The 19,987-nt window shown below is 71.5% G+C and carries 20 protein-coding genes; 9 read left to right on the top strand and 11 right to left on the bottom strand.

Features of this window, described 5'->3' with window-relative positions:
- Positions 1 to 13: 13 nt before the first annotated feature.
- Positions 14 to 1,351, bottom strand: a complete 1,338-nt coding sequence (locus ACWC2T_RS07995; protein WP_450669548.1) for a DUF6716 putative glycosyltransferase — start codon at positions 1,349 to 1,351, stop codon at positions 14 to 16.
- 198 nt (positions 1,352 to 1,549) lie between these two features.
- Here ACWC2T_RS07995 and ACWC2T_RS07990 point away from each other — a divergent pair, with 198 nt between their 5' ends.
- The 4 genes from ACWC2T_RS07990 to ACWC2T_RS07975 all read left to right on the top strand — a co-directional run bounded on the left by ACWC2T_RS07990 (position 1,550) and on the right by ACWC2T_RS07975 (position 6,054).
- Positions 1,550 to 2,527 carry a glycosyltransferase family 2 protein gene (locus ACWC2T_RS07990; RefSeq protein ID WP_450669547.1) on the top strand — a complete coding sequence of 326 codons (978 nt, stop codon included), beginning with the start codon at positions 1,550 to 1,552 and terminating at the stop codon, positions 2,525 to 2,527.
- Positions 2,524 to 3,858, top strand: a complete 1,335-nt coding sequence (locus ACWC2T_RS07985) for an alpha-2,8-polysialyltransferase family protein (protein WP_450669546.1) — start codon at positions 2,524 to 2,526, stop codon at positions 3,856 to 3,858. Before ACWC2T_RS07990 ends, ACWC2T_RS07985 begins: the two co-directional genes overlap by 4 nt.
- Before the next feature lie 81 nt (positions 3,859 to 3,939).
- Positions 3,940 to 5,094: an acyltransferase family protein gene (locus ACWC2T_RS07980; protein WP_450669545.1), complete on the top strand. Its 1,155-nt coding sequence runs from the start codon at positions 3,940 to 3,942 to the stop codon at positions 5,092 to 5,094.
- Between the two features lie 27 nt (positions 5,095 to 5,121).
- A complete protein-coding gene (locus tag ACWC2T_RS07975; protein WP_450669544.1) occupies positions 5,122 to 6,054 on the top strand; it encodes a class I SAM-dependent methyltransferase in 933 nt (310 codons plus the stop codon).
- 4 nt (positions 6,055 to 6,058) lie between these two features.
- On the opposite strand, the gene ACWC2T_RS07970 is transcribed toward ACWC2T_RS07975, so the two are convergent.
- Positions 6,059 to 6,709 (bottom strand): TetR/AcrR family transcriptional regulator C-terminal domain-containing protein, encoded by a 651-nt coding sequence (locus ACWC2T_RS07970; protein ID WP_450669543.1) that lies wholly within the window; start codon positions 6,707 to 6,709, stop codon positions 6,059 to 6,061.
- A gap of 71 nt (positions 6,710 to 6,780) precedes the next feature.
- Between ACWC2T_RS07970 and ACWC2T_RS07965 the strand changes: the two genes are divergently transcribed.
- Positions 6,781 to 8,151, top strand: coding sequence for an FAD-dependent oxidoreductase (locus tag ACWC2T_RS07965; RefSeq protein ID WP_450669542.1), 1,371 nt, complete (start codon positions 6,781 to 6,783; stop codon positions 8,149 to 8,151).
- A gap of 13 nt (positions 8,152 to 8,164) precedes the next feature.
- On the opposite strand, the gene ACWC2T_RS07960 is transcribed toward ACWC2T_RS07965, so the two are convergent.
- Both ACWC2T_RS07960 and ACWC2T_RS07955 read right to left on the bottom strand, forming a co-directional pair.
- Entirely contained in the window at positions 8,165 to 8,746 is a 582-nt protein-coding gene (locus ACWC2T_RS07960) for a Uma2 family endonuclease (RefSeq protein WP_450669541.1), read from the bottom strand.
- Between the two features lie 90 nt (positions 8,747 to 8,836).
- On the bottom strand, positions 8,837 to 10,417 hold the full coding sequence (locus ACWC2T_RS07955) for an acyl-CoA mutase large subunit family protein (RefSeq protein WP_450669540.1): 1,581 nt from the start codon (positions 10,415 to 10,417) through the stop codon (positions 8,837 to 8,839).
- A 79-nt stretch (positions 10,418 to 10,496) separates the two neighbouring features.
- On the opposite strand from ACWC2T_RS07955, the gene ACWC2T_RS07950 reads away from it, so the two are divergent.
- Positions 10,497 to 11,360 (top strand): L,D-transpeptidase family protein, encoded by an 864-nt coding sequence (locus ACWC2T_RS07950; RefSeq protein ID WP_450669539.1) that lies wholly within the window; start codon positions 10,497 to 10,499, stop codon positions 11,358 to 11,360.
- A 210-nt stretch (positions 11,361 to 11,570) separates the two neighbouring features.
- Here the strand turns inward: ACWC2T_RS07950 and ACWC2T_RS07945 are convergent, their stop codons facing one another.
- From ACWC2T_RS07945 to ACWC2T_RS07915, 7 genes are all read right to left on the bottom strand, one after another.
- Positions 11,571 to 12,680 (bottom strand): hypothetical protein, encoded by a 1,110-nt coding sequence (locus ACWC2T_RS07945; RefSeq protein ID WP_450669538.1) that lies wholly within the window; start codon positions 12,678 to 12,680, stop codon positions 11,571 to 11,573.
- Positions 12,680 to 13,342 (bottom strand): RNA polymerase sigma factor, encoded by a 663-nt coding sequence (locus tag ACWC2T_RS07940; protein ID WP_351210654.1) that lies wholly within the window; start codon positions 13,340 to 13,342, stop codon positions 12,680 to 12,682. The genes ACWC2T_RS07945 and ACWC2T_RS07940 overlap by 1 nt, the downstream gene beginning before the upstream one ends.
- A 280-nt stretch (positions 13,343 to 13,622) precedes the next feature.
- Complete coding sequence (locus tag ACWC2T_RS07935; protein ID WP_450669537.1) at positions 13,623 to 14,198, bottom strand: RNA polymerase sigma factor; 576 nt, start codon at positions 14,196 to 14,198, stop codon at positions 13,623 to 13,625.
- A gap of 123 nt (positions 14,199 to 14,321) precedes the next feature.
- Positions 14,322 to 14,708, bottom strand: a complete 387-nt coding sequence (locus ACWC2T_RS07930) for a hypothetical protein (RefSeq protein WP_351210650.1) — start codon at positions 14,706 to 14,708, stop codon at positions 14,322 to 14,324.
- A 255-nt stretch (positions 14,709 to 14,963) separates the two neighbouring features.
- The gene (locus tag ACWC2T_RS07925; RefSeq protein WP_450669536.1) at positions 14,964 to 15,533 is read right to left on the bottom strand and encodes a hypothetical protein; all 570 of its coding nucleotides are present in this window, start codon (positions 15,531 to 15,533) and stop codon (positions 14,964 to 14,966) included.
- Between the two features lie 92 nt (positions 15,534 to 15,625).
- Entirely contained in the window at positions 15,626 to 16,324 is a 699-nt protein-coding gene (locus tag ACWC2T_RS07920) for a DUF4328 domain-containing protein (protein ID WP_450669535.1), read from the bottom strand.
- 125 nt (positions 16,325 to 16,449) lie between these two features.
- Positions 16,450 to 18,111 carry a beta-N-acetylhexosaminidase gene (locus ACWC2T_RS07915; protein WP_450669534.1) on the bottom strand — a complete coding sequence of 554 codons (1,662 nt, stop codon included), beginning with the start codon at positions 18,109 to 18,111 and terminating at the stop codon, positions 16,450 to 16,452.
- 172 nt (positions 18,112 to 18,283) lie between these two features.
- Here ACWC2T_RS07915 and ACWC2T_RS07910 point away from each other — a divergent pair, with 172 nt between their 5' ends.
- The 3 genes from ACWC2T_RS07910 (at position 18,284) to ACWC2T_RS07900 (ending at position 19,898) form a co-directional block, all read left to right on the top strand.
- Positions 18,284 to 18,838 (top strand): 2-oxo-4-hydroxy-4-carboxy-5-ureidoimidazoline decarboxylase, encoded by a 555-nt coding sequence (locus ACWC2T_RS07910; RefSeq protein WP_450669602.1) that lies wholly within the window; start codon positions 18,284 to 18,286, stop codon positions 18,836 to 18,838.
- A 191-nt stretch (positions 18,839 to 19,029) separates the two neighbouring features.
- Positions 19,030 to 19,410 carry a succinate dehydrogenase, cytochrome b556 subunit gene (sdhC, locus tag ACWC2T_RS07905; protein WP_450669533.1) on the top strand — a complete coding sequence of 127 codons (381 nt, stop codon included), beginning with the start codon at positions 19,030 to 19,032 and terminating at the stop codon, positions 19,408 to 19,410.
- A 5-nt stretch (positions 19,411 to 19,415) separates the two neighbouring features.
- Positions 19,416 to 19,898, top strand: coding sequence for a succinate dehydrogenase hydrophobic membrane anchor subunit (locus ACWC2T_RS07900; protein ID WP_450669532.1), 483 nt, complete (start codon positions 19,416 to 19,418; stop codon positions 19,896 to 19,898).
- Positions 19,899 to 19,987 lie beyond the last annotated feature (89 nt).

Below are 19,987 nucleotides of genomic sequence, written 5' to 3'. Positions count from 1 at the left end.
TCTCCTTGAGAGGTCACAGCTCCCCCATCCGGCGGATCACCGGGGCGACCCGCTGCACGCCGTGGCGGTAGGCGCCACGCGCGGCGCGGCGCACGATCTGGCGGACCGGTCCGGGCTCCTTGTCGGCGGCGGGCGCGCCGGGCAGCGGGACGCCGTCGGGGCCGAGGTGGTGCCGGGCGAGGATGCCGGGCAGATAGCCGGGCGCGGTCTCGGGGGTGTAGTAGGGGTTCAGGGGCGGCAGGCCGCCGGGGCGGTCGAGCAGCTTGGCGATGCGCTCGCGGGCCGTGTCGAAGGCCGTGGCGTACGTGCCGTCGGCGGCCACGCCCTGCCGGGACACCCACTCCTCGTCGGCCACCGGCCGGTGTCCGGCGTCGAGCTGGTCCCAGGAGGCGAGGCAGCCGGAGCCGGTGAAGTGGTGGTTGCCGAGCACCTCGCGCACGCCCAGGTCGGTCAGGATCACCGTGGGGATGCGGCGGTGCAGGGCCTCCAGGGCGGCCGTGGAGCTGACCGTGACCAGCAGGTCGGTGCGGTCCAGCACCTCGCCCATGTGCCCGTACACCAGAGAGAAGTTGGCGGGCAGGTTCTTGCCCTGCGCCAGCTTCTGGTACGGCAACTCCTCGATGTGGGTGGTGTGTTCGCCCGGCCTGGAGCGCAGCTTCAGCAGCACCTCGCGCTCGGGGTGCCTGCGGGCGTGCTCGATCAGCCGGTTCAGCAGGTACGTACGGTCCTTGCGGCTGTCCGGGACGGACGGCTGGGCCGCGAAGACGACCGTGTAGGGCCTGCGCCCTTGCTCCGCGGACGGCTCGTGTTCACCGGTGTACGGCGCCCCGCCGAGGAAGGGCAGCGCGACCTCGGTGACCGAGGAGGCGTCGGCGCCCACACCCTCGTACACGGCCCGGAACCGGTCCGCGTCGTGGCGGGAGTTGGCGAGGACGAGGTCCGCGCCGTGCCGCAGCAGCAGGCCGTCGGCGAGCTTCTCGTAGACGACGCCGACGTACCCGGTGACGACGACAGGACGCTGGGCGACGCCCGCCCAGGTGGCGCGCAGCCCGTGCAGCATGGCCTGGACGCCGCCGCCGACGAGCGCGAGGATGAGGACGTCGTAGGCCGACTCGGTCATCGCACGCAGGAACTCGACGCCGGTGACCTCGCGGAGGGAGTCCGCCCGGACGCCGACCTCCTTCAGCTGGCGGGCCGTCGGGGTGGCGCGCCCCCGCAGGAGGTAGCCGTCGAGCCGGATCTCGGCGACCGCGGGGGCGAGGCGCTGCGCGGTGAGCGCGCCCCACTTCCACCGGGTGTCGGAATCGGCGAGGACGGCGACCCGCAGGGACTTCGTAGCACTTGCTGGCACGCCGAAGACGCTAGGAAGCCATTCCGAGGTTCGGCCCAACCCGAATGCAACAAACGGTTAACAGCACATCGCCGAATGGCGAATCGGGTCGTGAAGGCGCGCGAAAAAAGCCTGGTTCACAGCTTCGCCACGTGCCGTTCACTCAGCATCAAGCGGACCGTCAAGACGAATGACGGGCTTCGTCCTAACGTTCAAGCCGTGGTCAAGCTCTCCGTCATCGTGCCGTTCTACAACGTGCAGCAATACGCGCCCGACACGCTCGTGAGTCTGAAGGCGAACGCGCGTGAGGACTTCGAATTCATTCTCGTCGACGACTGCTCACGCGACGGGACACCAGAGATTCTCGCGCGCGCGGAGCGCGAGCTGCCCGGCGCCGTCCTGGTCCGGCACGAGCAGAACGGGGGGCTGGCTACCGCCCGCAACACCGGTATCGACCGGGCGCGCGGCGAGTACCTGACCTTCCTGGACGGCGACGACTGGCTGGCGCCCGGCTACTTCGCCCAGCTCGTCGCGGCCATGGAGGAACTGGGCTGCGACTTCATCCGCACCGACCATGTGCAGTGCACCGCGCGGGCGCGCACCGTGAACCGGGTGCCCGTGGGCCGGCGGAACGTGGTGCTGAGCCCGCGCGAGGCGATCCTGCCCGCCGACCGGTCCACGTCGGTGGACTACGCGTTCGCGTGGGCGGGCGTCTACCACCGCCGGCTGGTGGACCAGGGCCTGCTGCACTTCACCGACGGGCTGCGCACGGCCGAGGACCGGCCCTGGATCTGGAAGCTGCACCGCGAGGCGGAATCGTTCGCCGCGGTGAGCATGCTCGGGGTGTTCTACCGGCGCGGGGTCGCTTCCTCGCTCACCCAGATCGGCGATGTCCGGCAACTCGATTTCATTCGGGCGTTCGATCAGGTAATTGCGGAAACCGCCCAGGACCGGGACGCCGATCAGTTGCTGCCGAAGGCCGTCCGCACCTATTGCGCCATCATTTCCCATCATCTGGGATCCATCGAAAGGTTCGAGCCCGCGGTGGCGAAGAAACTGAAATCCATGAGTGCCGCGGCCCTGCGGCGCATGCCGCAGGACGTGCTGGACGAGGCGCTGGACTCCATGGACCTCCAGCGCGCCGTCAAGCTGCGCCGGCTGCGCCGCCGTCCCGCCCCCGCGGGGGCCGCCGCGTGACCACCCAGATCTTCCAGGCGTCGACGCTGTACGGCACGGCCACGCTCGCCGCCGCCCTGGACTCCGGCTGCTTCCGCCCGGCCGACCGGCGGATCCTGCTGGTGTGCAACAACGCGGCCGCCCCCGAGACCACGCCCGGCCTGGAGGTCGCGCCCGGTTTCGAGAAGCTGCGCGACCGCTTCGACGACGTGATCTCGTACAACGAGACGATCTTCCCGTTCCATCCGGGCGGCTGGGCGCCGCGCGTGGACGACATGCCCCTCTGGGAGCGCTTCTTGCGCCACGAGTGGCAACTGGGCGACGAGGAAGTCGAGTTGGCGGTGGAGTCGATCCAGGTCAACCCGTCCCTGTCGCTCGCGCAGATCTTCAACGGCGCCCCGGTGACCGTCTACGCCGACGGCCTGATGTCCTACGGCCCCACCCGCAACAAGATCGACCCGCTGGTCGGCACCCGCGTGGACCGGGTGCTACACCTGGACCTGGTGCCGGGCCTGACGCCGCTGCTGCTCACCGAGTTCGACGTGCCCGGCGAGCTCGTGCAGACGGCCGCCTTCACCAAGGTCCTCGCCGAACTCGCACCGGTCGACGTGGAGTTGCCGGAGATCGAGGAGCCCGCGCTGCTGCTCGGCCAGTACCTCTCGGCGTTGGACATCCTCACCGCCGAGCAGGAGGAGAACCTGCATGTGCGGATGCTGAAGGGCGCCGCCGCGCTCGGGCACACCAGGGTGGTGTTCAAGCCGCACCCGTCCGCCCCGGCCCGCTTCACCCGTCTGCTGGAGCAGGAGGCGGAGCGGCTGAAGGTCGAGCTGACCGTGCTCGACACCCCGGTCCTCGCCGAGGTGCTGTACCAGCGGATGCGTCCGGCGCTGGTCGTCGGTTGCTTCTCCACCGCCCTGCTCACGGCCAAGGCCCTGTACGGCCTGCCGGTCGCCCGCATCGGCACCGAGGTGCTGCTGGAGCAGCTGACGCCGTACGAGAACAGCAACCGCGTCCCGGTGACGATCGTGGACGCGCTGGTGCCCGCCCTCGGCGACCGTGCCGCGGTCACCGAGCAGCGCACCGGCATGGACGTGGCGGCGCTCGGCGCGCTGATCCGCGCGGTGGGTTTCGCGATGCAGCCGAAGATCTACCCCGGGCTGCGCGCCGAGGCCGAGGGCTGGCTCGCGAAGAACCTGAACGCTTCGACGGTGCGCTACTTCAAGCGCCGGCGCCTGACCTCGCTGGCGCTGCCCGGCGGGGTGCCGGCCCAGCTGGCGTTCATCCCGCGCAACGCGACGGTCCGCCGGGTCGCGAAGAAGGCGCGCAGTCTGCGCCGGGGCGCACGCGGTTGACACGGGCCGGGCAGCGGGCCGCACGCGGCCTGTGAGCCGTCGGCAGCCGGTCGTACAAGCGAATCAGGAAGGGAACCGCACATGGCTGCTTCATCCACCGGCGTCACCGCCGCCCCCGGCACGCTGATACCGGGGACGGCCGCCGCCCCGGTCCCGCCCGCCGGGCGCGGGAGCCGTCTGCCGGCCCTGGACGGCCTGCGGCTCGTCGCCGCTCTGATGGTCTGCCTCTACCACTACACCGGCCGCGGCGGCACGGTCGCCACGTCCTGGCACGGCAGTCCGGGCCACCTCTTCCCGGGCCTGTCCCGGGCGGCCGTGTACGGCAATTTCGGCGTCGAGCTCTTCTTCGTCATCAGCGGTTTCGTGATCTGCATGAGCAGCTGGGGCCGCACCCTCGGTGACTTCTTCCGCTCCCGCGTCGCGCGCCTCTACCCCGCCTACTGGGTGGCCCTGGTCCTGGTCACCGGGGCGTCCCTCGCCCTGCCCGCCGTGGTCCACCCGGTCCGGCTGGACGAGTTCCTGGTCAATCTGACGATGCTCCAGCAGCCGATGGGCGCGACCCGCGTCCTGGGCGTGTGCTGGACGCTCTGGGTCGAGGTCCGCTTCTACGTTCTCTTCGCCCTGCTCGTCGTCCTGCGCGGGGTGACCTACCGCCGGGTGGTGCTGTTCGCCTGCCTCTGGACGTCGGCGGCCGTGCTGTGCCACTCGTCGGGCAACGCGCTGCTGAACCAGGTGGTCATGCCCGAGTACGCCCCCTTCTTCATCGGCGGCCTGGCGCTGTACCTGATCCACCGCTTCGGCGGCGACCTGCTCGCGTGGGGCATCGTCGCGATGTCCTGGCTGCTCGCGCAGCGGGAGGCCACCCTCGGCCTGTGGGGCCCGCACCCGCACCGCGATCCGTACGTCGTCATCCTGATCGTGACCCTCGCCTTCGCGGCCGTCGCCGTGGTGGCGCTGGGCTGGACGCGGTGGGCCTCCTGGCCCTGGCTGGTCACGGCCGGCGCGCTGACGTACCCGTTCTACCTGGTCCACGAGCACCTCGGCTGGTTCGTCATCCGGGTGCTGCACCGGGGGCTCGGCCTGCCCGCGTGGCCAACGCTCGTGGTGACCGTGCTGGGCATGCTGGTGCTGGCATGGCTGATCCACCGGTTCGTGGAGAGGCCGTTCGGCCCGCGGCTGAAGAGGGCGCTGAAGATGCGGAAGTTGGACAGCCGTTCACCTGGTCTTGGGTTTTGAACCGGACCGCCGGGCAGGCACCGTCTCATGGCCACCATCCAGGAAACGACCCGACCACCCCGCCGTCTGGACGACGTCCCCGGCTGGTTCCCGGTGCTCGACCAGCTGCTCTTCGACTGGTTCCTGACCCGGCAGGAGACCACAGGGATGCGGGGTGACCTGCTGGAAGTCGGGGTCTACATGGGCAAGAGCGCGATCTTCACCGGCCGGCACCAGCAGCCGGGCGAGCGGTACACCGTGTGCGACCTCTTCGAGGGCGAGGCGCCGGACGACGCCAACCAGGCCGAGTCGGCGAAGTCGTACGGCGCGCTGACCCGGCGCGTCTTCGAGGACAACTACCTCTCCTTCCACGACGAACTCCCCCGCGTGCTGCAGGGCCCCAGCTCGCTGGTGCCCGGCGAGGTCGAGCCGCGTTCCTGCCGGTTCGTGCACATCGACGCCTCGCATCTGTACGAGCATGTGCACGGCGACATCGGCGCCGCCCGCGAACTGCTGCTCCCGGACGGGATCGTCGTCCTGGACGACTTCCGCTCCGAGCACACCCCGGGCGTCTCCATAGCCACCTGGGAGGCGGTGCTCAACCGCGGGCTGCGTCCCGTCTGTCTGAGCACCCAGAAGCTCTACGGCACCTGGGGCGACCCGGAGCCGGTGCAGGAGGAGCTGCTGGCCATGGTGCGGGAGCGGTCCGACTGCCACCTGAGCGTCCAGGAGGCCGCCGGGCACCGGATCGTCCGGCTGAAGTCCAAGGGCATGCGGGCGCCCGAGTTCCCGCCGTCCAGGCACGCGGAACACGGGGATTCGGTCGCGGAGACGGAGCCGTCGCCCGTACCTGGACCGCGGGAGGCACCGGTGCCCGCGCTCCGCCGGGGCACCAGCCGGGTCCGGCGGGTCGCCGTCGACCTGCTGCCGCCGGTGGTCACCCGGGCGATCCGCCGGGCCCGCCGCGCCGCCCGCGGGTGACGGCTCAGCCGATCCCGTACCGCGCCCCGATGCCCGCGATCACGATCGCCAGCCCCTCCTCGTACTGCTCGTCGTAACCGTCGAAGAGCAGCTTCCCGGCCTCGGCGGCGAGCGGGTGGCCGGCCATGCGCCGGGCGCGTTCCTCGACGTCGTACCCCTCCCGGCGCTCGCCCGGGAGGGGCTCGACGCCCTGCTCCTCGGTGACGAAACCGACGGTGTAGGCGTTGACCGTGCGGCCTGCGTGAACCGCCTGGGCGAGGGTGAACCCGGCGTCGGTCAGCAGCCGCAGACCGGCCTCCATCTGGGGGGCGTGGTCCGTGCTCGTGAAGCGTGAACCACTGAACACCTTGGCGCCGTCGCGGTAGCCGAGCAACGCGGTCCGCAGTCCCCGGCCTTGGTTCAGCAGCCGCTCCTGCCAGGTGTCGGCGGGATCGAGCGCCGTGCCGGCGACCATCCGCCGGTACATCTCCGTCGCCATCTCGTCCAGCAGCGCCTGCTTGTCCTTGAAGTGCCAGTACAGCGCGGGCGCCTTGACGTCCAGTTCCTTCGCGATGGCGCGCAGGGTCAGACCGTCCAGACCGACCTCGTTCAGCAGCCGCAGGGCGGTGTCGGCGACGCGTCGGCGGTCCAGGGGCGCGCGTTTCTCGGGGCTCACACTTGACAGCTTAACAGCGTTAAGGGCAGGCTCTCGGGCAACGGAACTTAACGACGTTAAGGAGATACGTGATGGATGTCCTGATCGTGGGGGCGGGTCCGACGGGTCTGACTCTCGGCATCGACCTCGCCCGGCGCGGTGTGAGGGCACTGGTCGTGGAGCGGGCGGAGGGGTTGTTCCCCGGCTCGCGCGGCAAGGGGCTCCAGCCGCGCACCCTGGAGGTCTTCGACGACCTGGGCGTACTGGAGGCGATCCGGGCGGCGGGCGGCCCGTACCCGGCCCGGATGATCTGGAAGGACGGCGAGCGGGTCGGCGAGCAGCCGGTGTTCGAGAAGGTCGAGGCGGAGCAGGGCACGCCGTACGCCGAGCCGTGGATGGTCCCGCAGTGGCGGACGCAGGAGGTCCTGTACGCCCGGCTGACCGAACTGGGCGGCCGCGTCGACTTCGGGCGCGAGGTGACGGGCCTGGAACAGGACCCGAAGGGTGTGACCGCGCGCTTCGCCGACGGTACGACGATCCGCGCCCGCTATGTCGTGGCGGCCGACGGCGGCCGCTCGGTGGTCCGGCGTGCGGTGGGCGTGGGCATGACCGGCGACACGGTCGACCCGGCACCGTACCTGGTGGCGGACGTACGGCTGCGCGGCCTGGACCGGGACCACTGGCACACGTTCCCGGGCTCCGACGGCAGCGGGGTCACGCTGTGCCCGCTGCCCGCCATCCAGGACTTCCAGCTGACGGGGCGCTTCCCGGAGGGCACGGACCTCGACCTGTCCCTCGACGGCCTCCGCAAGATCGTCGCCGGGTACACCCACCTGGACGCCATGGACGTGACGGAGCTGCGCTGGGCGTCCGACTTCCGTCCACGCGCCGCCCTCGCGGACCGCTTCCGGGCCGGCCGGGTGTTCCTCGCGGGCGACGCGGCCCACGTCCACTCCCCGGCCGGCGGCCAGGGCCTGAACACCAGCGTCCAGGACGCCTACAACCTGGGCTGGAAGCTGGGCGCGGTACTGCGGGCCGGCGCCCCGGACGCCCTTCTCGACACCTACGAGGACGAGCGCCGGGCAAACGCCGCGGCCATGCTGGACCTCTCGACGGGCGTGCACCGCGGCGAGGTACGGCGCGGAAGGGCGACGATGCAACTGGGGCTGGGCTACCGGGAGTCGTCGCTGAGCGTGGACACCCGGGAGAACCCGACCGGCATACGAGCGGGCGACCGCGCCCCGGACGGCACGGTGTCCGGCGTCCGCCTCTTCGACACGTTCCGGGGTCCGCACTGGACGCTGCTGGGCGCGGAGACCTCGATCACCAGCGTCCGTTCCGTCCCCATGGCCCCCGAGTCATACGGCCCGGGTATCTTCCTGATCCGCCCGGACGGTTATGTGGGCTGGGCGGGCGACTCGACGGACGGGGTCGAGGCCTACCTGGCCGAGGTGGGCATCTGACGCCGGGCGGTGGTCAGTCGTCGCCGTCGAGGAGGGTGTCCACGGGGAGGTCGAGGGTGAGGCCGACGGATTCAGGGAGGGGGACGACCTCGCCCCGCTTGTAATGGACGGGGTCCGGATACTTACCATCGACCGGGTCCGCGTAGAGCAGGACCTCGTCGTGCTTGCGGTCCACGACGACGTACGCCGGAATGCCGGCCTTGGCGTATGTCTCCGATTTGATGACGAGGTCGATCGCCCAGTTCGTGGACGTCACCTCCAGGACCAAGCGGAATACGTGCGGCGCGTAGCAGTTCTTCTCCACCAGTGCGTCACGGAAGTCGGCCTCCACGATGGACACGTCGGGAACCGCGTAATCATCCGCACCAGTGGGGAGCCACAGGCCGATACCGGGCACGGCTCTCAGCCCGGCGTCCCAGCCCCCCGCCTGCCGGAACTCATAGGTGACCTCGGTACACGTCAGTTGATGGGCTCCGTCTGGCGGCGGTGTCACGACAATGCTCCCGTTGAGGATCTCCACCCGGTGCCCGGGCAGCTCCTCCCAGAGCCGGTCGGCAGCATCGGCAAGCGACGACTCGTGCAGTATCACAGCCACGGCACCCTCCTTTCGGGAACACCCTTCACGAGCGTAGCCCGGATCGGGCCACTTCCGCCCATGATCACCCATACGGAGTAACCACCCAGCTCAGAACACCTCCGACGGCTCGTAGGCCCCCCAAACCCCCCGCAACGCATTGCAGACCTCCCCCACCGTCGCCCGCCCCCGCAGCGCCTCCCTCATCGGGTACAGGACATTCTCCTCCCCCTCGGCCGCCTTCCGCAGTGCGTCCAGGGCCGCATCCACCGCCCGCTGGTCCCGCTCGGCCCGGAGTTTCTCCAGGCGTTCGGCCTGGCGGGCCTCGATGGCCGGATCGACGCGCAGCGGCTCGTACGGTTCCTCCTCGTCCAGCTGGAAGCGGTTCACCCCGACCACCACACGCTCCCCGGAGTCCGTCTCCTGGGCGATCCGGTACGCGTTCCGCTCGATCTCGGCCTTCTGGAAACCCTGCTCGATCGCCGCGACCGCACCGCCCAGGTCCTCGACCCTGCGCATCAGGGCGACGGCCGCCTCCTCCACGTCGTCCGTCATCCGCTCGACCGCATAGGAGCCCGCGAACGGATCCACCGTCGCCGTCACGTCCGTCTCGTGCGCCAGCACCTGCTGGGTGCGCAGAGCCAGCCGGGCGGACTTGTCGGTCGGCAGGGCGATCGCCTCGTCGAAGGAGTTGGTGTGCAGGGACTGGGTGCCGCCCAGCACCGCGGCCAGGGCCTGTACGGCGACCCGGACCAGGTTCACCTCCGGCTGCTGGGCCGTCAGCTGGACGCCCGCCGTCTGGGTGTGGAAGCGGAGCATCAGGGACTTCGGGTCGCGTGCGCCGAACTCCTCGCGCATCACCCGGGCCCAGATCCTGCGGGCGGCGCGGAACTTGGCGACCTCCTCCAGCAGCGTCGTCCGGGCCACGAAGAAGAAGGACAGGCGGGGCGCGAAGTCGTCCACGTTCATCCCCGCCGCCACCGCCGTACGGACGTACTCGATACCGTCCGCCAGGGTGAAAGCGATCTCCTGCACGGGCGAGGCGCCGGCCTCGGCCATGTGGTAGCCGGAGATCGAGATCGTGTTCCACCGCGGGATCTCGGCGGTGCAGTACTTGAAGATGTCCGCCGTCAGGCGCAACGAGGGTTTCGGCGGGAAGATGTACGTCCCCCGCGCGATGTACTCCTTCAGCACGTCGTTCTGGATCGTGCCGGTCAGCTGGTCGGCGCGGGCGCCCTGCTCCTCAGCCACCAGCTGGTAGAGGAGCAGCAGCAGGGCGGCCGGGGCGTTGATCGTCATCGAGGTCGACACCTGGTCGAGCGGGATGCCGTCGAACAGCAGCCGCATGTCCTCGATCGAGTCGATCGCCACGCCCACCCTGCCGACCTCGCCGTGCGCGAGGGGCGCGTCGGAGTCGTGGCCCATCTGGGTGGGCAGGTCGAAGGCGACCGAGAGGCCCGTGGTGCCGTGGGCGATCAGCCGCCGGTAGCGCGCGTTGGATTCGGCGGCCGTGCCGAAGCCGGCGTACTGGCGCATGGTCCAGGGGCGGCCGGTGTACATGGTCGGATACACCCCGCGGGTGAAGGGGTACCTGCCCGGTTCGCCCAGTTTCCCGGCCGGGTCCCAGCCCTGCAGGTCCTGCGGCCCGTAGACCGGCTCGATGGACAGTCCCGACTCGGACTCACGCGTCATGGGTGCCTCCGGAGTACGTCTTGTCACCCCTCACCATGCCCCGTCGTTCGGCGGCGGTCACGCGGGGAAGCATCCCGGCATGACGATCACGCGAAGACCCGCCGCCGTAGTCACCTCGGCCACCGCCGTCGCCGCCCTCACCGTCCTGTGCGGCTGCACCACGCAGCCCACGGACGCCGACGGCAAACCCCGGGCCCCGGTGTACGTCCAGAGCCCGGCACGGATCCCGGGAAGCCGCCCGGCGGAGCCCACCGGAAGCCGCCCGGCGCAGCCCACCCGGACGGAGCAGCCGTCGCCGGCCGCGCCCGCTCCCCGGGTGCTGTACGCGCGCGGGGACAGCGGTCCGGGCGTACGGGAGCTGCAGGCGCGGCTGCGCCAGGCGGCCTGGCTGTTCGACGGGCCGTCGGGGTCGTACGGCGCGCTGACCGAGCAGGCCGTCCGGGGCTTCCAGGGCAAGCACGGGCTGCCGCGGACCGGGCAGACGGACACCGTCACCTGGCAGCGGCTGGTGGGGATCACCCACCCGCCCGGCACATGGGAGCTGTACCTGATGGGCGGTCAGCCGGCCGGCGCGCCCGACCCGCGCTGCATGACCGGACGCGTGCTGTGCATCGACAAGACGACGCGGACACTGCGCTGGATGGTGGACGGCCGGACGCTGTCGACGGCGGCGGTGCGGTTCGGGGCGCAGTACACGCCGACCCGGGAAGGTGTCTTCCACATCTACCGGAAGGAGCGGGACTGGGTGTCGACGCTCTACCACTCGCCGATGCCGTACGCGATGTTCTTCAGCGGCGGTGAGGCCGTGCACTATTCGTCCGACTTCGCGGCGCGCGGATACGCGGGAGCCTCGCACGGGTGCGTGAACGTCCGGGACGAGGCGGCGATCCAGCAGCTCTTCGCTCAGGTGCGGGTGGGCGACAAAGTCGTCGTCCACTGGTGAGGCGGGATGCGGGGCGCGGGCGGGACCGGGGGAACGTGTCCCGCCCGCGCCAGGTGCACGAGCCGTGGGTACGGGGGGAACCCCGGCTCAGTGCGACGGCCGATGACCAGTCGGCTCACTCAGTACTGCGTACCGGGCTCGAAAAACGTCACACCCTGCGCGGAAAATTTTTCGCCGCCCACGAAATCGCAGGTCAGAGGGGCAGAAGGATCAGAGCGCGGTGTACGTCGGAGTCGGCGTGGGGCCGAGTACGGTGCCGGTGGTGCGGGCGGGGCGGGTCGGGGCGAACACCGTGGGCGCGGCGGCGTCACGGTGCCGGCCGTTGCCGCCGCCGTCGCCCTGGCCGCCGTCGCCGTTTCCGTTGCCGCCGCCGTTGCCGGGGTTGCCGCCCCAGCCGGGGTGACCGTCGCCGCCCTGGCCGGGGTTGCCCTCGTCGTCCCCCTGGCCGCCGCCCTTGCCCTTGTCCTTGCCCTTGTCGCCGTTCTCGTCGCCCTTGCCGTCGACCGAGCCGAGGGTGTCCAGGACGACCTTGCAGTACCGGTTCACCCGGGCGGTGCCGCCCGCCAGGTTCTCCAGGGCGCGCCGGCGGCCGGCGTCCAGATCCTTGCCGTCCCGGATGTCACGGCAGGCCGAGGCCGCGTCCCACCAGCGGCCGCCGGGAGTGCCGGAGGGCTCGCCCGTGCTCGGCGCGGTGCTCTGGCCGGTGCCGTCGCCCGGTGCGACCGCCGCGCCGGAGCCGCCACCGCGGTTCGTGCCCGCGCCGCCGCTCGGCACGCCGGGCCCCGACGTCGCGCCCGGGGTGCCCTGCGGGACGGAGGCGGACGGAGTTGTGGCGGTCGGGTCGGCGGAGACGGAGGTGGCGGGCTGCTCGGGCCCGAACGGCGTGGGCAGCATCCCGGTCCCGGCGGCCATGGCGACCCCGCCGACCGTGCCCACGGCCAGCGCGGCGGCCAGCGCCAGGCGCAGCGGGCGGCCCCAGCGGGGGCCGCGGTCCGGGATTCCGGTACGGGCCGGGGCACCGATGCGGACCAGGCCCGCGTCGGCGCCGGGCGCGGGAACGCCGGAGGTGCCGTCGGCCCGGCCGACGGCACTGCGTTCGGTGTCGGCGGCCTCGCGGGCCTTGCGGAACGCGGCCAGGGCGGCCTGCTCGCCGGGGAGTTCACCGGTGGCGGGGTCCGTCTGCGAGGTCAGCGCGCCGAGCGCCCGGGAGAGACGTTCGGCCTGGTCACGGGCGGAGGCGTCGACGGCTTCCAGCGGCTCGCCGCGCAGCAGGCGTTCCGCCGTCTCACGGTTCAGCCACTTGTACTGCTCGTCGGCCATCACATGTCCTTCTGCGTCCGCGCACGCGTATCCGTCACAGTCGCGGACGACACCGCGCGGCCGCGCGGTTCTCGCTGGGGCGGGAGCGCGTCGAGCACGCCCGCCGATTCCGGATCGTCGCCGAGCAGCTCCGCGAGCCGCTTCAGACCGCGGTGCGCCGCGGTGCGTACGGCACCGGCGCGTTTGCCGAGGGTCTCGGCGGCGCTCTTGGCGTCCAGGCCGACCACGACACGCAGGACGACCGCCTCGGCCTGGTCCTGCGGAAGCCGCGCGATGAGGGAGAGGGTGCTGCCGGTGGCCAGGGCCTCGATGGCCTCGCCGGCCGTGTCGGACTCGGCGGCCCGGCCGGTGAGTTCCGTCTCGTCGCCGCCTATGGCGGGGCGGCGGCCGCGCATGCGTATGTGGTCCAGCGCGCGGTTGCGGGCGATCCGGGCGGCCCAGCCGCGGAAGCGGTCGGCGTCCCCGCTGAACCGGTCGAGGTCGCGGGCGATCTGCAGCCACGCCTCGGACGCCACGTCCTCGGCGTCCGGATCGCCGACCAACGTCCGCACGTATCCGAGCAATCGTGGATGCACCGCGCGGTACACAGTACGGAACGCGGTCTCGTCTCCGTCCTGCGCCGATCGCACCGCGGCGGTCAGCTCCGCGTCGTCCCCCAGCACCTGACTCCCTTTACGCCTGTTTCCCGGTCGGCGCGAAAGGCACGTTACGGCGTGAAACCGCTCCCCGTCCATGTCCGTAGAAGATGCAACTAACTCGTGACCAGGTACGGATGTGCGCAGGGTGAGGATCGACGGTGGCCGGGTGTGACAGAAACAGCACGCACGGCGCTGTAGGAAGTACGGGCCGCGAGCGGCTCGTCAGCGCGACGGCCGGGGCCTCTCCTGTGGGGGGTGGCGGCCCCGGCCGTTGCCTTTCACGGTGGGACCCGGGTGACGAGGATTACAGGACGCCCAGTTGCCGAGCGAGGCGTTTCAGCCCGCGGTGGGCGGCCGTGCGGACGGCGCCGGGGCGCTTGCCGAGGACGCGTGCGGCGGCCGGGCCGTCGAGACCGACGACCACGCGGAGCAGGACGGCCTCGGCCTGGTCGCGCGGCAGGGTGCGCACCAGCTCCAGTGCCCGTGCGGTGGACAGTGACTCCAGGGCCTGGTCGTGGGTGTCGAGCCGGCCGGGCAGCTCCAGGGCGTCCTGCTCCAGCGGCGCGGCCTGGGGTCGTACCCGCCGGCGGCGCAGCAGGTCCAGGGCGCGGTGCCGGGCGATGGTCGCGGTCCAGCCGCGGAAGCCGGCGCCGTCGCCCTTGAACCGGCCCAGGTCGCGGGCGATCTCCAGCCAGGCCTCGGCGGCCACGTCCTCGGCGTCCTCGCCGACCAGGCCCCGCAGATAGCCGAGCAGGCCGGGCTGCACGATCCGGTAGGCCACCGCGAAGGCGGTCTCGTCGCCGTCCTGGGCCCGCGCGACGGCCGCGCCCAGCTCCCCGTCCCGCGGTTGCGGGCGACGGCGTTCCCCTCCCTGGCCCAAGAACCGTCCTCGTCCGTACCGACTCTGCGCGTACCGCTTCCCAGGGACATCAGCGTCACGGCTCACAGAAGTGTCACAGCCTCGCGCAGCCGCTGGACGGAAGGGGGTTCTGACATCGGCCGGTCAGTGGGAGCCGGTCGCGTCCCGGCAGAGCAGGCGCAGCGAGCCGTTGCCGCCGTAGACGCGCCGGGCCTCCTCGATGGGGTCCCAGAGCCGCCCGTCCGGCGTGCGCACCCAGTGGTCGCCTCCCGACGCCCACCACTCGGCGCCGGCCTGGCGGACGATCACCTCACCGGCGTAGGCGCCGAACCCGCGCAGCACGCTCTCGACGGCGGCGTACGGCGGCCCCTCGCGCCGGATCTCCTCGATCATCCGGTCCACCCGCCACAGGCTCTGGGCCGAGTAGTCGAGCCGCACCCGGGCGCCCTCGCGCATGGTCGCCACGGCGTCCGCGGCCCACCGCACGGGCTTCGCCGCGGCGTGCGGCCTGGTCTCCTGCTGTGCTGTCACGTACTGGGCTGTCACATAGGGAAGAGCGATCCGCCCGCCTTCGGCGTCACCGGGTCACGAGGCGTTTCGCCAACCCTCGCAGGACCGGCCCAGGCCCACCGCAGGATGCTTACAGGACCCGCCCAGCCAGGGCGTTTGAGCGCCCACCCACGTCGGACCGTGCACGACCGCGGGCCCATGGTGACCCCTCGCGCCCACGCGGCGGAGCCGCCCATCGACACCGCCCCGCGCCCCTCACGGGGTGCCCTGCACCTCTCAGGCGCCGGACTCGCTGCGGGCTCGGCGTGACACCACGGCGCGCAGGACCCGCCGTCCCTCGATCGACAGGTCCAGCGCGCGGCGCAGGCCGTTGGGGCCGTGCTCGGCGAGGACGTCCAGTACCGCCGTCTGCCGGCGCAGCTCCGCGGCGACCAGCGGAGGCAGATCCGCCGTCTCCCCCGCCCGCCCCGCGTCGAGCCCCTCGGTCGCCGACGTGCCGTCCGCCGCGGGGTCGAGCAGCCGGTGGATGCGCAGGGAGGCGACCGAACAGGCGTCGGCCCAGGGCCGTACCGCGTCGGCGGTGCGCTCGGCCGGGGCCGCGTCCAGCATGCGGCGGGCCAGCCGCGCGGCCTCGTCGCCGGCCTCGTCCGGGCCCCCGTCGCCGAGGGCCTCCCGGGCCTTCCTAAGGCTCGCGCCCCAGTCGGAGCCGTCGGCGAGACTCGCCCACAGGGGCCGCAGCAGCTCGTCGTCGGCGCCGAGCAGCGGCAGGCACCGATCCAAACAAGCCAGCCCGCTGGCGGCCAGTCCGCGTTCGTCGGCCTGTGCGATCCGTTCCACCAGGCTCATGAAATGTCTCCCTCGCCGGGGCGCCGACCGTTACGGAGCCCGCACTTCCCTTTACTGCGTGATACGGCGCGGGAGTGTCACAGCAGAGGTTTTCAGCCAAGGACCGGGGCCGGCAGCGGACCCGTGAGGGCCTTGCGGTCCTGCATCCGGGTCAGCCGGACGACGACCACGATCGCGAGGACGGCGGCCGCGGCGTCGACCACGTCCGCGAACAGCATCTGGCCGGCGGCGCTGCGCAGCAGTCCCGGCGTGTCGGCCCGCCCCCACCTCATGGACGCCAGCCGGCCGGTGAGGATGCTGATGATCCACAGCGACCACCAGGCGTTGACCGTCCCGTGCCGGGCCCGTGCACCCCAGGGCACGCTCGCGTCCCAGACGTTCAGCACGATCCGGCGCGGAAACCACAGGTTGACGATCGGGCAGAACCAGCCGCCGATCGTCCAGCCGCGTCCCAGGCCGTGCGCGGACTGGTCGAACGCCTCGGCGTTCACCCGCACCCGCCACAGCCAGCACAGGTAGACGACGGCCGCCGCGATCAGCGCACCAGCCTGGATGAGGCCGGCCCAGTGGTAGACGGCGTCGGCGTGATCGGCCCGGTGCAGCACGTCGGAGCCCGCGGCGCCGTCGGCGAGGTCACCGGCGACGTTCCTCTCCAGCAGGTCCGCGTAAGCGCCGAACACGTCGGAGGCGATGACGACTCCGAGCAGCACGGCGGTGGCCCGGCCGAGCGTCACGGGCGAGCGGAGCACGGCACCGGGCACGAACGGTGGTGCGGGCATGGGCGAGGTCATGAAGAGATTCCCCCGAGATGACGATGACGACCGCGCGCGGCCTTCCCCTGGCCGCACGCGTGAGCACCCGAACATATGACCGCACGGCACCGCACGTCCACCCGGTTGCGATCAGCCCGGTTCCGTCAGCCCAGCCGGTTCGCGAGGTTCCGGAAGTCGGCCCAGGACAACGCGGGCCTGCCCGGGTCCCACAGCTTCTGGATCGTGGCCCGCAGCGGCATCCGGATGCCGGCCGCGACCTGGCCCTCGGTCTGCGCGTTCGGGAAGTCGCACCAGACCGCGAACGAGCCGCCGAGGATCTGGCCGTCGTAGCTCGCCGGCACGGCGGTCGTGCCGCGCAGCACCCGCGGGTTCCACTGCTCGTAGATCCGCTGCCCGGTCGGGTAGACGAAGGTCTGCGGCTGGCCGAGGACGTAGTAGAGGAACTCGTCGTTGTAGTTGATGACCTTGCGGCCCGCGCTCAGATAGTCGACGGGCTGCCGGGCGCCGAGCTCCTTGCCGGTCCAGTAGGCGACCTGGAGGTCCCCCGCCGCCTGCACGGACGTACCGCGGTAGAAGCCGTCGTTCCAGGCCCGCATGGTCCTGCCGTGCGCCCGGACGGTGGCGGCGCGGTCGTTGAGCCAGCCGGTGGCGAGGTCGGCGACCGTGCCGCCGGAGCCGTACTTCTGCCGGGCGGCGGCCGCGAGCTGCGGATAGGAGGTCTGCGGGTTCTTCACGGTCAGCGCCTGGTACTCGTCGCCGCCGAGGTGCCACTGGTTGCCGGTGAACAGCCCCGCGTACTCGTTCAGCAGATCGTCCACGAGCTTCGCGGAGGCGGGCTTGGAGATGTCGATGGCGCCCTTGGTGACGACCCCGCTCGCGTTGCGCAGCTTCAGGTCGGGGTGGGCGGCGAGGACGGCACCCAGGTGACCCGGCGAGTCGATCTCGGGCACGACGGTGATGTGCCGGCTGTTCGCCAGGTCCACGATGCGCTTGACCTGCGCCTTGGTCAGGTGAACCGGGGAGACGATCTCGGGGTGGGTGCTGGACTCGATCCGGAACGCCTGGTCGTCGGAGAAGTGCAGCCCCAGCTCGTTGAACTTCAGGTCCCCCAGCTCCCGTATCCGGTCCTCTATCCAGGACTCGGAGAACGGTTTGCGGGCGATGTCCAGGTTGAACCCGCGCACCGGCTTGGCCGGCTCGTCCCGGACGACCCCCTCCGGGGCCGTACCGCCGCCGTGGACCTCCTGCTTGAGGGTGCGGGTGCCGTAGAAGACACCGGCCGCGCCGGGGCCGCTGATGTCGACCCGCCCCCCACGGACGGTCATGGTGTACGACTCCTGGTTCCCGCCCCCGCCACCGAGCGCCAGCCGGACGTCCCCCGCCCGCACGTCGTCCTTCTCCCCCGCGTAGGTCAGCCCCAGCTCCCCGGCTATCAGCCGTCCCTCGTCGGCCAGTTCCCCGTCGCTGATCACCACCCGGTCCGCCTTCTGAGGCTTCCAGCCGGGCCCGCGCGCCGGAGTGTGGGAGCGCACCGCGGGTATCGTGCGCGGCGCCTGGGACAGGGGATAGGACCGGCCGGGCGTCGGACTCGCCGATGGCCTGACCGCCCCGCCGGGGGCGCTGCCGGCCACCCGGCCGGACGACGACTGCCGCGCACCCCCCTCCGGTTTCCCGCCGCCCCCGCCCGCCGAGGCCCACACGCCGACCCCCGTACCGAGCGCGACGGTCCCGACGACCGCGGCGGCCACCACCGCCCGCTTACGTATCACCTGCCGCACCTGAGCACGGCGCTTGTGCTGGGTCACTCTGCCAACGTACGACCGTTCGCGGCTTCACCCGTCATCCAGCTGTTCCGAAACTCTGCCGTTCGAGTGAATTTCAGGCATCACACGCACACACAGTGACCACTCTCGATAACCTGACGACACACCTTTCACAGCATCCCCTGCCACGCCACATGCGACGCGAGGACCCACGCTGGCCGCCCACCGCCTCCCGTATCTCCCGAAGCCACTCGACGCCTTCAACGCGGCACCCGCCGACGAGGCACGCGCCCTTCTGCTGCACTGTCTGCACAGCCTGCGCTGGTCCCACCGCGTCGCGGACCACCGCCCCTACCCCGACCTGGACTCCCTCCTGGCCGCTGCGGACGAGGCGGCGTACGACCTGTCGCCGACGGATCTGGCGGAAGCCCTGGCCGGAGAGTCCCTCCCCGAGCTGCCGGAAGACACCTACTCGGCCGCCCATATGGCCCTGAGCGCGGCCCACGCGGCCTACGAGGCCAGGTTCGGGCACGCGTTCGTCATCTACCTGGGCGACACCCACCCGGACGAATCCCTCGACCGCATCCTTGAGGCGATCCGATCACGATTGGCAAACGATCCCGAGGAGGAACGCGTCATAGCGGCGGACGAACTCCGGCGCGTAGCAAGAGGACGACTCCTGTCCCTGCTCAGGGGCGCGGGGCCGTATCCATCAGCGGCTCCGCCGCGGGGCGCGACCAGCCACAAGGCACCCGCACGCGGCAAATAACCGGACACACCACCCCAGTAGCCGCACGGCCCCTAACCCATCCGGTGCCAGTTTGATCACACCGGTAGGCCCCCCGTAAAGCACAGCGCAGCGCATCGCTACGATGCTGGGGGCCGGTGGACCGTACCCGGCCGGGCCCGCCCGACACCGAAGCCGGCGCGGCCCCAATCCCCGCTCCCGGAGGGACTTCCGTGCCGGCTGGAACGCTGTACCGCGGCCGGGAAGGAATGTGGTCCTGGGTGGCTCACCGAGTCACCGGCGTCCTCATTTTCTTCTTCCTGTTCGTTCACGTGCTGGACACCGCTCTCGTGCGTGTCTCCCCCGAGGACTACGACAAGGTCGTAGCCACGTACAAGACGCCGATCGTCGCAGTGCTGGAATACGGCCTCGTCGCCGCCATCCTGTTCCACGCGCTCAACGGCCTGCGCGTCATCGCCGTCGACTTCTGGTCGAAGGGCCCGCGCTACCAGAAGCAGATGTTCTGGACCGTGATGGGTGTCTGGATCGTGCTGATGCTCGGGGCGATCTACCCGGTCCTCGGTCACGCCGCCCGCGTTCTCTTTGGGAGCTGACGCCGATGTCCGCCACTGAAACCGCCGCGTCCGGAGTCGGCCCCGTCGAGGGCGCCCCCGTCTACACCGCCGACAACCCGGCCCCGCTGATCGAGGCGCCGCGCAAGCGCACCAAGAAGACCCCCAAGTCGACCCGGGGCAACTTCGAGCTGGCGGCCTGGCTGTTCATGCGCCTGTCCGGCATCGTCCTGGTCGTCCTGGTCCTCGGCCACCTGCTGATCCAGCTCGTGCTGGACGGCGGTGTGTCCAAGATCGGCTTCGCCTTCGTGGCCGGCCGCTGGGCGTCCCCGTGGTGGCAGGTCTGGGACCTGCTGATGCTGTGGCTCGCGATGCTGCACGGCGCCAACGGCCTGCGCACGGTCATCAACGACTACGCGGAGCGCGCGAGCTCCCGCATGTGGCTGAAGGCCCTGCTGTACACCGCCACGGTGTGGACCATCCTGCTGGGCACGCTGGTGATCTTCACCTTCGACCCGAACATCCGCTAGGCACGGGGCTGCGAGAATCATGCTGCATTTCCCGGGGGACAACCCCCGGACCCCCGGCCGATGCTCGCACCTCCCGGTCTCCGACAAAG

It is taken from the genome of Streptomyces sp. NPDC001393 (assembly GCF_053597455.1).
Note: the sequence above shows the minus strand (reverse complement) of the source record. Positions and strands in the feature narration are given on the sequence as shown.